7 protein-coding genes are annotated in these 13,923 nt (G+C 69.4%); 5 read left to right on the top strand and 2 right to left on the bottom strand.

Features of this window, described 5'->3' with window-relative positions; translation table 11 throughout:
* Positions 1-142 precede the first annotated feature (142 nt).
* A complete protein-coding gene (locus tag OG257_RS33660) occupies positions 143-2,323 on the top strand; it encodes a discoidin domain-containing protein (RefSeq protein WP_329213617.1) in 2,181 nt (726 codons plus the stop codon).
* 74 nt (positions 2,324-2,397) lie between these two features.
* Here the strand turns inward: OG257_RS33660 and OG257_RS33655 are convergent, their stop codons facing one another.
* Positions 2,398-4,020 carry an FAD-dependent monooxygenase gene (locus tag OG257_RS33655; protein WP_329213615.1) on the bottom strand — a complete coding sequence of 541 codons (1,623 nt, stop codon included), beginning with the start codon at positions 4,018-4,020 and terminating at the stop codon, positions 2,398-2,400.
* Between the two features lie 136 nt (positions 4,021-4,156).
* Positions 4,157-6,859 carry a cellulose binding domain-containing protein gene (locus tag OG257_RS33650; RefSeq protein WP_443054518.1) on the bottom strand — a complete coding sequence of 901 codons (2,703 nt, stop codon included), beginning with the start codon at positions 6,857-6,859 and terminating at the stop codon, positions 4,157-4,159.
* 788 nt (positions 6,860-7,647) lie between these two features.
* Between OG257_RS33650 and OG257_RS33645 the strand changes: the two genes are divergently transcribed.
* The 4 genes from OG257_RS33645 to OG257_RS33630 all read left to right on the top strand — a co-directional run bounded on the left by OG257_RS33645 (position 7,648) and on the right by OG257_RS33630 (position 13,897).
* Positions 7,648-7,875 (top strand): type A2 lantipeptide, encoded by a 228-nt coding sequence (locus OG257_RS33645; protein WP_329213613.1) that lies wholly within the window; start codon positions 7,648-7,650, stop codon positions 7,873-7,875.
* 82 nt (positions 7,876-7,957) lie between these two features.
* Positions 7,958-8,761: a hypothetical protein gene (locus tag OG257_RS33640; protein WP_329213611.1), complete on the top strand. Its 804-nt coding sequence runs from the start codon at positions 7,958-7,960 to the stop codon at positions 8,759-8,761.
* Positions 8,758-11,037, top strand: a complete 2,280-nt coding sequence (locus tag OG257_RS33635; RefSeq protein ID WP_329213609.1) for an NHLP family bacteriocin export ABC transporter peptidase/permease/ATPase subunit — start codon at positions 8,758-8,760, stop codon at positions 11,035-11,037. Before OG257_RS33640 ends, OG257_RS33635 begins: the two co-directional genes overlap by 4 nt.
* A gap of 1 nt (position 11,038) precedes the next feature.
* Complete coding sequence (locus OG257_RS33630) at positions 11,039-13,897, top strand: NHLP bacteriocin export ABC transporter permease/ATPase subunit (RefSeq protein ID WP_329213607.1); 2,859 nt, start codon at positions 11,039-11,041, stop codon at positions 13,895-13,897.
* The last annotated feature ends 26 nt before the right edge of the window (positions 13,898-13,923 follow it).

Here is a 13,923-nt window from a genome sequence, read left to right as displayed (position 1 = left end):
GTCGCCAACAGGCCCTGAGACATCTGTTGTTGCACATCTCTTGACGCGTTCGTAACAAGGGTGAAGGATCTGCCGCAGCCGGAGAGAGCGCTCTCCGGCTGTACGCGTCGTGTACCCGCCCCACGACTCAGGAGACACCCGTATGTACGCACCCCCTCTGTTCCACAGACCCGTTGCCTCGCTGGGCAGAAGACGCGGCGGTGTACTGGCCGTCGTCGCCGGACTCGTCCTCTCGCTCCTGGCGCTCGTTCCCTCGACCCCGGCCAGCGCGGCACCCGCGCTCCTGTCGCAGGGCAAGACCGTCACCGCCTCCAGCCAGGAGAACGGCGGCACTCCCGCCGGCTCCGCGGTGGACGGCGACAACGGCACCCGCTGGGCGAGCGCCTTCGCCGATCCTCAGTGGATCAAGGTCGACCTGGGCGCCTCCGCCTCGGTGAGCCAGATCGTGCTGCGCTGGGAGGCCGCCTACGGCACCGCCTACCGCATCGAGTTCTCCACGGACGACAACAACTGGAGCACCGCCTACTCGACCACTACGGGCCCCGGCGGAACGGAGACGCTCAACGTCTCCGGTACCGCCCGCTACGTCCGGCTGACCGGTACCACCCGGGCCACCGGGTACGGCTACTCCCTCTGGGAGTTCCAGGTGTTCGGCACGACAGGCGGGGGCGACCCGCAGATCCCCGGCGGCGGTGACCTCGGCCCCAACGTCCTGGTCTTCGACCCCTCGACCCCGAACATCCAGGGCAAGGTCGACGAGATCTTCCGGCAGCAGGAGTCGGCCCAGTTCGGGACCGGCAGGTACGCGCTGATGTTCAAGCCGGGCACGTACAGCAACATCAACGCCCAGATCGGCTTCTACACCTCGATCGCCGGCCTCGGCCTCAAGCCCGACGACACCACCTTCAACGGTGATGTGACCGTCGACGCCGGCTGGTTCAACGGCAACGCCACCCAGAACTTCTGGCGTTCGGCCGAGAACCTGGCCCTCAACCCGGTCAGCGGCACCAACCGCTGGGCCGTCTCCCAGGCCGCCCCCTTCCGCCGCATGCACGTCAAGGGCGGTCTCAACCTCGCGCCGAACGGCTACGGCTGGGCCAGCGGCGGCTACATCGCCGACAGCAAGATCGACGGCCAGGTCGGCCCCTACTCGCAGCAGCAGTGGTACACCCGCGACAGCTCCATCGGCAGCTGGGGCAACGGCGTCTGGAACATGACGTTCTCCGGAGTCGAGGGCGCACCCGCGCAGAGCTTCCCCGAGCCGCCGTACACGACCCTGAACAACACCCCGGTCTCCCGCGAGAAGCCCTTCCTGTACCTCGACGGCAACAACTACAAGGTCTTCGTCCCCGCCAAGCGGACCAACGCACGCGGCGTCTCCTGGAACGGCACCCCGCAGGGCGAGTCCATCCCGCTGAGCCAGTTCTACGTGGTGAAGCCGGGCGCGACCGCGCAGACGATCAACGCTGCCGTCCGCCAGGGGCTGCACCTGCTGTTCACCCCGGGCATCTACCACGTCAACGAGCCCATCGAGATCAACCGCGCGAACACCGTCGCGCTGGGCCTCGGCCTCGCCACGATCATCCCGGACAACGGGGTGACCGCGATCAGGGTCGGTGACGTCGACGGCGTCAAGCTGGCCGGCCTTCTGGTCGACGCCGGTACGCAGAACTCCTCGGTGCTCGTCCAGGTGGGCCCCGAGGGCGCCTCCGCCGACCACTCGGCGAACCCGACGTCGCTCCAGGACGTGTTCGTCCGCGTCGGCGGAGCGGGCGCCGGCAAGGCGACCACCGGCATGGTCGTCAACAGCGACGACACGATCATCGACCACACCTGGCTCTGGCGCGCCGACCACGGCGACGGGGTCGGCTGGGAGACCAACCGGTCCGACTACGGTCTGCGGGTGAACGGCGACGACGTGCTGGCCACCGGGCTGTTCGTCGAGCACTTCAACAAGTACGACGTGCAGTGGTACGGCGAGAACGGCAAGACGATCTTCTTCCAGAACGAGAAGGCGTACGACGCCCCCAACCAGGCCGCCATCCAGAACGGCAGCATCAAGGGGTACGCCGCCTACAAGGTGGCCGACTCGGTGACCACCCATGAGGGCTGGGGCATGGGCAGCTACTGCTACTACAACGTCGATCCGACCATCCGTCAGGAGCACGGTTTCCAGGCACCGGTGAAGCCCGGTGTGAAGTTCCACGACCTGCTCGTGGTGTCCCTGGGCGGCCAGGGCCAGTACGAACACGTCATCAACAGCACCGGATCCCCCACATCCGGCACCTCGACCATCCCGTCGCAGGTGGTGTCCTTTCCCTGAGACGGGGTGAGGTGAGCGGAGCTCCACTCACCTGACGGCGCGGGGCCCGGCAGCAGTCACTGCCGGGCCCCGCGTCATGTCCCGACGAGCATCTCCAGGTAGGTACGCAGCTCCGGACCCGTCGCGGGGGTGATCCGAAGCCCCAGGTAGCCGTCCGGCCGTACGAGGATCGCCTCGCCGCCACGAGCGCCGTACATCGACCGGAACTCGTCGAGGCCGTCGTGCACGGCGGGCAGTCGCAGCCCGGGGGCCCGTACCTTCGGGGCGAGTACCGCGCAGGCGTTCAGCAGGCCGGGCGCCGCCTGCTCGGCGGCAGCCGCCACCTCGTCGAACCGTGCCGGCTGCTCCTCGTCGTCCGCGTAGAGCAGCAGGGTGTGGTCGCGCCCGCGCAGCAGGGTGAACAGCCGTACGGGGAAGGACGCCAGACCGTACTCGAGGCCGCCGCAGTCGGGAGCGCGGTCGCCCGGGGCGGGGCCGTCGTGCGCGGTGCCGTCCGGACCCACCACGGGGCTTCCCCGGTAGCCGACCAGGAGCTGTGCCTCACGGCGCATCATCGTCGCCGGGTCGTCCGGATCGGACTTCATTCCGCTCCGCGCATGACGGAGCGTCCGCCGCACCACTTCCTCGCCGACCGGGCGGCGCTCCGTGTCATAGCTCGCCAGCAGGCCCTCGCCCGCCCGGCCGCGCACGGCGGCGGCCAGCTTCCACGCCAGGTTGTAGGCGTCCTGGATGCCGGTGTTCATGCCCTGGGCTCCCGTGGGCGGGTGGATATGGGCGGCGTCCCCGGCGACGAACACCCGCCCCTGCCCGTAGCGGTCCACCAGCCGGTGGCTGATGCGGAAGACGGAGGACCAGCGCAGCGACGAAGCGGTCGTGGGCACGGGCGAGAGCCGGTCGAGGACCGCCTGGATGTGCTCCTGTCCGGGCTGCGGGCCACGGTCGCCGCTCAGACCGTGTACCACCTCGTCCTTCCCGGTCTGCTGGGCCTGGGAGAGCTCGGGCGGAGTCAGCATCGACATCCGGTAGCGGCGGCGGCCGGGCAGCGGAATACACACCAGCAGATCGTCGGTGCGCCCGTCGACGACGTGCGAGGACCGGACCGTGTACCCGACGGGCAGGTCCCAGTCGACCTCGACATCGCCCAGCATGTACTCCTCGGGGAGGGCCGCACCCTCGAAGGTGAGCCCGAGGCCCTTGCGTACGACGCTGTGGGCGCCGTCGCAGCCCAGCAGGTAGCGGGCCCGGAGCTCCTCCGTACCGCCGGAGGCCGACGTGAGACGTGCCCTGACCTCGTTGTCGTCCTGTTCGAAGGAGATGAGCTCCGTACCGCGCTCGACCTGTCCTCCCAGGCGGACCAGGAGTTCTTCGAGGAGCCGTTCCGTCTCGTACTGCGGGAGGGCGGCGAAGGTGTAGGGAACGTCCGCCGGCAGGGTCAGGTCGATCCGGGCCTGTTCCTCGCCGTTGACGTAAAGCAGTTGCCCCTTCAACGGAATCGCGGTCTCCAGTGCCTCGCGGACCATGCCCATCCTGTCCCAGATCTCCAGGGTCCTGGGCTGGACGCCCACCGCCTTGGCGAACGGCTGACGGGCGCGGAGCCGGTCGACGACCCTGCACCCGATGCCCCGCCGCTGCAGCTCCGACGCAGCCGTGAGACCGACCGGACCCGCCCCTACGACCAGCACGTCGACGTCGATCACAGTGCCTCCCGGGAGGAAGTGCGTTTCACTCAAATGCAGCACACCGGGGGTGTTATGTCCATTTCGCGCATCGGGTGGGCCGGCGCGGGAGGGCTGGTCCCCTCCCGCGCCGGCCCGTGAACTCAGGCCGTGGGCGTCAGACGACGGTGCAGGCCTCACCACCCAGGGTGAAGGCTGCCGGCTCGGCGTTGCTGCCCGACCAGCTGCCCGAGAAGCCGAAGCCCACGGAGGAGCCGGCCGCCACTTTGCCGTTCCAGCCGACGTCGGCCACGGTCACCTTCGCGCCGTCCTGCTTGGGGGTGCCGTTCCACATCTGGGTGACCTTCTGGCCGCCGGGGAAGGACCAGGCCAGCTGCCAGCCGTCGATCGCCGCGCTTCCGGTGTTGGTGACCGTCACATCGGCCTGGAAGCCACCGGACCACTGATTGGTGATCGTGTAGGCCACCGAGCAGTCGGCGTCCGCCGGAGGCTCCTCCGGATCGGGGTCCGGATCCGGGTCGGGGTCCGTGCTGCCGGCGTCCGAGGACTCGCCCACCTGGATGCCCCGGCCGTTCGTGGACACGTAGACCCGTCCGTAGACCCGCGGGTCACCGGTGATCGCGGCCCCGGTCCAACCCCACTGGCGTGCGTCGTCGTTGATGCGGGTCCAGTTCGCACCCGCGTCCGTGGACCGGAAGATCCCGCGCACCCCACCGATCTTCGCGCTCACGAAGACGGTCTGGTACGAAGCGCCCGGGGCCGCTTTGCCGAAGCCCACGCTGTCCGCCTGTTCCACACCGGAGAACTTGGTGAAGCTCGCACCGGAGTCGGTCGAACGCCACAGCCCGTACGCGCCCGTGGACGTGCCGCCCGCGAGCCAGATGTCGCCCTCGGTACCGGGCAACGCCTTGAAGCGGACGTTGCCTTCGGCGGGCAGGCCGTTCGCCTTGGCGGTGAAGGTGGCGCCGCCGTCCGTCGACACGTAGAAGGTTCCGGCCTTGAAGCCGTAGAACTTCTTCGGGTTCTTCCGGTCGGACTCGACCGTCGCCCCGGCCGGAATGCCGGTGGACGCGGTCCAGGAGTTGCCGTAGCCCGTGGTGTGGTGGACGGCCGCGCCGTCCGGGCTCCAGACGAATCCACTGGCGTCCGCCGCTGCGGCAACCGTGCCGCCGCCGGTGACTCCGGAGGGCTCGGAGCCCTGGAACCAGTTGGCCCCGTTGTCGGTGGAGAAGCCGATGTGGGGCGCGGCGTCGGCGTTGCCGACCCGCACGACCGTGCCCGGTGAGGCCTCCGCGAAGTCCAGGCTCGTGGTCGAGTCGAGGTTCGGCGAGGTGAACATCAGGCTGGGCACCGCGTCGAGATTCGTGTGGCGGAAGCCTCCGATGTCACCGAGCGCACTCAGCAGCGGCGCTCCGGAGGGCGGGCTCGCCAGGTCGTTGACGGCCGTCTCCTCCAGTCCCTTGACCATCGGCGTGATCTTGAACTGGCTTCCTGAGTCCCAGGAGGTGAGGTTCTCGGTGCCGTAGACCGTCGCGCCCGTGCCGTACATCATCCGGTTCGAGTCGAACGGGTCGATCTCCAGCGCCTCCGTCATCCAGCCCAGCTTGGGCGTGGTCTCGGGCGGGGACGGGTTGGCGCCCCAGCTGAGCCAGGGGACGGTGGAGACGTCCAGGGTGTAGCGGTTGGAACGGTTCGGGTAACTGGTGTAGTCCCAGGCCTTCGTCCAGGTCGCGCCGCTGTCCGTGGAGCGGAAGAGCTGGGTGTCGGGCCACCAGGAGCTGTAGGCGGTGGCCATCAGGGTGCCGGGCTTCTGCCGGTCCACGGACAGCCCGCTGAACCCGTAGTAGGTGTCGGCCTCCGCGACCGGGCTGACGTCGGTCCACTCGCCGGTCCCGGTGGCGTAGCGCCAGATGCGCCCCTTACCGCCGTCGTACGGGCCGCCGGTGTCGCTCAGGGTCAGATACAGGTGGCCCGTCGAGGAGTCGAGCACGCCCTTGTGCGCGAGATACCCGGTCGGCTGTCCGGCGATCCGCGACCAGGTGCTGCCGCCGTCCGTCGAGCGGTAGACGGTGTTCGCCTTGTCGGCGACGCCCACGTAGATGTCCTTGGTGGTGCTGCCCGCGCTGCCGGAGCGCTCGTCGAACGTCACCCAGACGATGCCCTGGTTGTCGCTGGCGTATCCGCTGGTGTCGGACGGGTCCTGGGCGTAGTTGCCGGGATTCGGAAAGGCCGTCACCTCCGACCAGGTGACCCCTGAATCGGTGGACCTCCACAGCCCGTTGCCGCTGGGGGCACCCAGGTAGAGGACGGAGTTCTTGTTCGGGTCGACCGCGAGGCGCTCACCCATCCCGCGCCCCGGCATGTTGCCGCCGAGCTTGAAGGGAAGCGTGGTCGCCTTCCAGGACGCGCCGCGGTCCGAGGACCTCAACACGGCGCCGTTCGTCGGGTCCCAGCTGTTGGTGTACGTGCCGACAGCGGCGTACACGTTGTCGGGATCGGCCGTGTCGGAGGCGAGACTCACGACGCCGGACCAGCCCCATCGGTCCCAGTCCACCCAGTCGAGGAGCGGGGTCCACTGTTTGCCCGACTGGTCCCAGCGGTAGGCGCCGCCGATGTCGGTACGTGCGTAGGCGAGGTTCTTCTCGGACCGGTTGAAGACGATGCCCGGCACGAAACCGCCGCCGTCGATCCGCGCGTTCTTCCACGTGTAGGTGTCCGCGGCGATCGACACATCGGATGCTTCGGCCGTGCGGGGCACATCGTCGGAGCGTGCCGCCGCCGGGGATCCGGTGACGGCCAACCCTGCGGTCAAGGTGAGTGCCGCCAGTAGTGCGGCGAATGGTCTGGCGCTCAAGCGCACGGAAACGTCCTCTCCGAGCTGGGCCGCCGAAGACGGCGGCTGGGGGTGGGCACAGAGATGGGAGCGCTCCCATAAAGCAACACGATGGTAGCGTCGCGCGCCGCCGGGGAGAAGGGTGGTGCGCACGGTTCATCGGATGAATCGGCCAGGAGCCCAGCGCGAGCCGCCCCACACGCCTCCCACGGCGCCACCGGCCGGCCCTTGCCACCCGAGCCTCGCGTCCGATTCCCCGCAGACTCCGCAGAATAAAGGAAAGAGACACAGCTCCGTCACATTCTCGAAGACCGTGTGACGGATGAACACGCGGCGGGAGAAACAGCTCCATCTATTCCTCGACTTCACCCAATCCCGGACTTCGCGTCCCATCCCGTGCGGGCGGGGACTCGTGCGGGCGGGGATACGCACGCGTTTTTTCACGCAGACATGAATTTCGCCGGCTCCGCAAAAACCTGCACACCGCATGCGCAGACCGAGCACGCCGACTGCCACGGAACACCCGGTCAGGGCCAGGTACGTACCAGGTCCGGGGCCGTTTGGTACGGGAGTGCCCTACTTGAAGCGAAGAGAGTCACGACCACGAGGAATTCGTCCCGTGAAGCTCGTGAAGGATTTGCCGTCAGAAAATGAACGGGTCTGCACGCGAGGCGATTCGAGGGCGCCGATATCGACCGGACTGCCGTTGTTCGATTGGCTGCGCAAGCCGTCGGCGTGCTTTGATCCTGGCCCTAAGGGAGCCGCACCACGGGTTCCCGGTTTAAGGAATTTCCAGACGAAGGGCAGCGCTCATCATGAACCTCACCCCCCAGGTTGAGACCCTCGAGATCTCCGACAACGACCTGGACAACGTGTCCGGCGGCCTCATCGGTGGCGTTCTCGGCAACGTCACCGCCACCGCCGACTCGATCGCCCCGGTCACCGGCATCGTCGGCTCGGTCACCGGCCTGGTCGAGTCGACCACCGGCGTGAACACCGGCGCGGTCACCGGTCTGGCCACCGGCCTCACCGCCGGTCTCTGAGAGACGGCAGCACCCACCGAGCCCCGGAACCCGTCGGTTCCGGGGCTCGGTGCCGACCGCCGACAGGTGAGGGAAGAGTTCCGTGCAGTTCCGCAAACAGGCCCTTTCCAAGCTGCAGTCGCCCGAACAGCTCGACCTGCCGGTGCGGTTCGCACGCCCGCAGGGACTGCTCGTCCTGAGCATCACCGTGGCGGTGATGGCCGCTGCCTGCTTCTGGGCGGTCACCGGCACCGTCGCCACCACACTCAGCGCCCCCGGGATCCTCACGCACGCCAAGGGCAGCTACATCCTGCAGAGCCCCGTCGCCGGACAGATCACCGAAGTGCTCGCGGAAGAGGGCGAAAGCCTGCCTGCCGACGCACCGTTGCTCAAGGTCCGCACGGAGCAGGGCAATCAGGTCGTCCGGACCATCGACGCCGGCCGGCTGACCACGGTGACGGCCACGATCGGCGCCGTGGTCACCACCGGCGCGGACGTGGCGAGCGTCGAACGCGTCGACGGCACGGACGATCCGCTCGTCGTGATGCTCTACGTACCGGGCAACAAGGGGGCGGCCGTCCCGGTGGGCGCCTCCGTCGACCTCACCGTCCAGTCCGTGCCCTCCCAGCAGTACGGGGTGCTCCGCGGCCGGGTGACCGCGGTGGGCAGGCCGCGGACCCAGCAGCAGATCACCCGGTTCCTCGGTGACGGACAGCTGGGAGAGCAGTTCTCACGCCAAGGCAGGCCGGTGGCAGTCCTGGTGAAGCTCGACCGCTCCGCCGCCACCGAGTCCGGCTACCGGTGGTCCTCGGCCCAAGGGCCCCCGTACGCGATCGACTCCATGACCCTGGCCACCGGCTCCGTCCATCTGGCCGACCGGCGTCCGATCGATTGGCTCCTCCCGTGACCGCACCGCACCCCTCCCCCGCAGCGCAGCAGTTGCCACCCCCCGGTCGCGGCAGGCACCGCCCCGAGAGCACCTCCGGAGGCAGGCGGCGGTCGCAGCCGCGCCCTGCGCCGAAGACGGCACGGACCAGGACCGTGCGCACCCCCACCGTGCTCCAGATGGAGGCGCTGGAGTGCGGAGCGGCCTCGCTGGCCATGGTCCTCGGCCACTACGGCCGGCATGTTCCGCTGGAGGAGCTGCGCATCGCCTGCGGAGTGTCGCGCGACGGTTCGCGGGCCAGCAACGTGCTTAAGGCGGCCCGCAGTTACGGCCTGACGGCCAAGGGCATGCAGATGGAGCCCGCAGCACTGGCGGAGGTCCAGGCGCCGGCCATTCTGTTCTGGGAGTTCAACCACTACGTCGTGTACGACGGCATGGGACGCAGGCTCGGACGGCGGGGCGTGCACATCAACGACCCCGACAAGGGCCGCCGTTTCGTCCCGTCCGAGGATTTCGACACAAGCTTCACCGGAGTGGTGCTCGTCCTGGAGCCGGGCGACGACTTCCGGCGCGGCGGCCGGAAGCCCGGCGTCATGGCCGCCCTGCCCGCGCGGCTGCGCGGCACCACGGGCACGATGCTGGTGGCACTGCTGGCCAGCCTGCTGCTGGTGGCGGTCGGCGCCACGCTGCCCGCCCTGAGCCGTACGTACATCGACATGTTCCTGATCGGCAATCAGACCTCGCTGCTGGGCGTGCTGTTCGGCGCGATGGGCACGATGGTCGCGCTCACCCTCGTGCTGACCTGGCTGCAGCAGGCGAATCTGCTGCGCGGGCGCATCATCTCCTCCACGCTCGGCAGCGCCCGCTTCTTCCGCCATCTGCTGCGGCTGCCGGTGACCTTCTTCGCCCAGCGCAGCCCCGCCGACCTCGTCCAGCGCCTGCAGTCGAACGACGCCGTGGCCGAGACACTCGCCCGGGACCTCACCGCGGCCGGTGTGGACGGAATCGTCGTCCTGCTCTACGCGTTCCTGCTGTGGACGTACGATCCGCAGCTGACCGTCATCGGGGTGGGGATCGCCCTGCTCAACGTGGTCGCGATGCGCATCGTCGTACGGCTGCGGGCCACCGGTACCCAGAAGCTGCGGGCCGACAGCGCCCGGCTGACGAACACCTCCTACACCGGGCTCCAGTTGATCGAGACCATGAAGGCGACCGGCGGGGAGAACGGCTACTTCCGGCGCTGGGCGGGCCAGCACGCGACGACACTCGACGAGCAGCAGCGTCTCGGAGTGCCGAGTGCGTGGCTCGGCGTCGTCGCTCCCGCCCTCGCGACGCTCAACAGCGCGCTGATCCTCTGGATCGGCGGGCTGAGGGCGGTCGAGGGGCACATCTCGATCGGTCTGCTCGTCGCCTTCCAGGCCCTGGTCACCCGCTTCACCGCACCCGTCACCCGGCTCAACGGGGTGGCGGGCCGGGTCCAGGACTTCGCGGCCGACGTGGCCCGTCTGAAGGACGTCGAGAACTTCCCGGTCGACCCCCTCTACTCCCGCCGCGAGCCCGCCGCGAGTACCCGCCGGCTCAAGGGCCATGTGACGCTGGACGACATCACCTTCGGCTACAGCCCGCTCGACAAACCGCTCCTCACCGGCTTCTCGCTGTCCGTGGGACCCGGTCAGCAGGTGGCACTCGTCGGCGGCTCCGGCAGCGGCAAGTCGACGGTCTCCCGGCTTATTTCGGGGCTCTACAGCCCGTGGGAGGGCACGATCCGGATCGACGGGCAGCGTCTCGAGGACATCCCGAGGGGTGCGCTGGCCGCGTCGGTCTCCTTCGTCGACCAGGACGTCTTCCTGTTCGAGGGCACGGTGCGGGACAACGTGGCGCTGTGGGACCCCTCGGTCCCGGACGAAGCCGTCGTCGCCGCGCTCCAGGACGCCGCGCTGTACGAGGTCGTCTCCCGTCGTCCGAGGGGTATCCACAGCAGGGTGGAGCAGGACGGCCGCAACTTCTCCGGCGGCCAGCGCCAGCGCCTGGAGATCGCGCGCGCTCTCGTGCGACGGCCCAGCATCCTGGTGCTGGACGAGGTCACCAGCGCTCTGGACGCGGAGACCGAGCAGGTCATCATCGACAATCTGCGGCGGCGCGGTTGTGCCTGCGTCGTGATCGCACACCGGCTGAGCACGGTCCGCGACAGCGACGAGATCGTGGTCCTGGACCACGGATCCGTCGTGGAACGCGGCCGGCACGAGGACCTGGTGGCTGCCGGGGGCCCGTACGCCGAACTGGTCAGGGAGCACTGACGTGACGTCCGTACACCACCCTGCGGGCGCTGAGGCCCTCGGGCAGGACCCGGTCATCGGAGCGCTGGGAGGGCTCGGCGCTCCCATCGACTGCACCGGGCTGCGCAGCCTCTCGCTCGAAGGGCCCCAGGTGCTGTGGCTCGTCGTGGGTGGTGCCCTCGACCTGTTCGCGGTCGATGCGCTGGAGCAGGGCCACTGGCATTTCCTCGGCCGGCTCGAGCCGGGAACACTGGTGCTGGGGCCCGTCGAGGGACCTCAGCACACGCTGGTCGGCCGGCCTCTGCAGGAGTGCGTGCTGCGCCGGATACCGCTGCGGGAGCTCTACCGGCCCGAGTACGCGGCCCAGGGGGCGTTCGAGGGGCAGTACCGCAGCCACTACGACACCGGCGACGCCGCTCTGAGTCTGCTGGAGCACGCCTTCTCGCTCGGCGTGGGCCGCAGTCAGCGTGTCCTGTTCGAGGCCCCGCTGGACAGCAGGACCGCTCTCGACGAGACCGTGGGCGACGACAACATCCTCTGGCTGCCGGTGTCGCCAGGCAGCGTGCAGTACGGCGCCGCGTTCAGCGCCGAGGCGGCCGGTGACCTGCTCGTCGACGGCGCGTTGTGGCAGGGGATGGTCAACCAGCAGTACCGGTTGCTGGCCGCGCTCGACCGCTGGATCGAGCAGCTGGAGCGCGCCCACGAGGACCGTACGGCGGCCGGTATGAAGGCGGGCGAAGCCGTCCGCAAGGAGGCCGACGAGGCGCTGCTGACCTCGATGGGCCGTTCCGGCAGGAGCTCTTCGCGCAGCGCGGGCGCCACCGACGACGCGGTGTACGCGGCCTGTCGGCTGGTGGCGCGGGAGTCGGGGATCGTTCTGTCGGAGGCTCCGGCGGGTGGCGCGGTGAGCGACCGGATCGATCCGGTCGAGCGTGTCGCGGTCGCCTCCCGGATCAGGACGCGCCCCGTGCGGCTCGACGGTCGCTGGTGGCGGGAGAACTCCGGGCCTCTGGTGGGTCACCGGGCCGCGTCGGGGGCACCGGTCGCGCTGCTGTGGCGTCGCGGCAGGTACGAGGCGGTGAACCCGCTGACCGGCCGGCGCTCCCGGGTCGACAGCACCGCCGCACAGGACTTCGAGCAGCGGGCCGTCATGTTCTACCGGCCGTTGCCCGAGCGGCCGCTGGGCAAGTGGCAGCTGCTGCGCTTCAGCCTGCTCGGCACGCGGGCCGATCTGCGCAGACTGCTGCTGACCGGGCTCGTGACGGTGGCGCTCGGTTCGCTGGTGCCGCTCGCGACGGGCCAGGTGCTCGGCGTGTACGTGCCCAATGCCGAGAACAGCCTCATCGTCCAGGTCTCACTGGCCGTGATCATCACCGGTGTCGTCTCGGCCGCCTTCATGCTGCTGCAGAACCTCACCATCCTGCGTATGGAGGGGCGCATCGAGAGCACGCTCCAGCCCGCTGTGTGGGACCGCTTGCTGCGTCTGCCGACGAAGTTCTTCACCGAGCGCTCGACCGGCGAGCTGGCGAGCGCGGCGATGGGGGTCAGTGCGATCCGTCGCGTGCTGTCCGGCATCGGGCCCGTGGCCGTGCAGGCAGGCACCCTCGGTGTGATGAATCTCGGTCTGCTGTTCTGGTTCAGCGTCCCGCTGGCAATGACCGCCATCGCGATGCTGGTCGTCATCGCGGGTGTGTTCCTCACCATGGGCATGTGGGAACTGCGCTGGCAGCGGCGGCTGGTGGAGCTCGGCAACAAGCTGAACAACCAGGCGTTCCAGACGCTGCGCGGGCTGCCCAAGCTGCGTGTCGCCTCGGCGGAGAGCTTCGCGTACGGGGCGTGGGCGGCGGAGTTCGCGCGCAGCCGTGAGCTGCAGAAGCGGGCGGGCCGGATCAAGAACCTGACGACGGTGCTCAACGCGGTCTATCTGCCGCTGTGTTCGCTGGTCATGTTCATCCTGCTGGCGGGCCCTGCCCGGGGCTCGTTGTCCGCCAGTGAGTTCCTGACCTTCAACACCTCGGTGACCATGCTGCTGACCGCGGTCACCCAGCTCACCGGGGCGTTCGTGTCCGCTGCCGCAGTGCTGCCGATGTTCGAGCAGATCAAGCCGGTGCTCGACGAGGCGCCCGAGGTACGGGGTGCCAGCACGCAGCCCGGCGAACTGTCCGGGGAGATCGAGGCCCGGGGCCTGTCCTTCCGCTACACCGATGACGGTCCCGCCGTCCTCGACGACCTGTCCCTGACCGTGCGGCCGGGCGAGTTCGTGGCGATCGTGGGTCCCAGCGGCTGCGGCAAGTCGACGCTGCTGAGGCTGCTCATCGGCTTCGACAAGCCGGCTTCCGGCAGCGTCCTGTACGACGGCCAGGATCTGGCGGCACTCGACCAGGCAGCCGTGCGCCGCCAGTGCGGGGTCGTCCTGCAGAACGCCCAGCCGCTGTCCGGATCGATCCTGGACTGCATCTGCGGCGCCGAGGTCTTCACCCAGGAGGAGGCGTGGGAGGCGGCCGCGATGGCGGGTCTGGCCGAGGACATCAAACGCATGCCGATGGGTCTGCACACCATGATCTCCGGTGGCGGCGCCATCTCCGGGGGCCAGCGTCAGCGGCTGATGATCGCCCAGGCGCTCGTCCGGCGGCCCCGCATCCTGTTCTTCGACGAGGCCACCAGCGCGCTCGACAACGAGACCCAGCGCACGGTGATCGAGAGCACCCGGTCCCTGAAGGCCACCCGCGTCGTGATCGCGCACCGGCTCTCCACGGTCCTGGACGCCGATCGTGTGATCGTCATGTCGGACGGCCGGATCGTTCAGCAGGGGCCGCCCGCCGAGCTGCTCGCGGACACGGGCGGACGGCTTCATGAACTGGTGCGGCGCCAGATGCAGTAGGCGGGACCTGCGGGGCAGCCCATCCG

It is taken from the genome of Streptomyces sp. NBC_00683 (assembly GCF_036226745.1).
GTDB lineage: Bacteria > Actinomycetota > Actinomycetes > Streptomycetales > Streptomycetaceae > Streptomyces.
This window is presented reverse-complemented; position numbering and strand designations above follow the sequence as displayed.

Coding starts and splice junctions, on each gene's coding strand:
- OG257_RS33645 (WP_329213613.1), top strand. CDS start 7,648: ATGAACCTCACCCCCCAGGTTGAGACCCTCGAGATCTCCGACAACGAC.
- OG257_RS33660 (WP_329213617.1), top strand. CDS start 143: ATGTACGCACCCCCTCTGTTCCACAGACCCGTTGCCTCGCTGGGCAGA.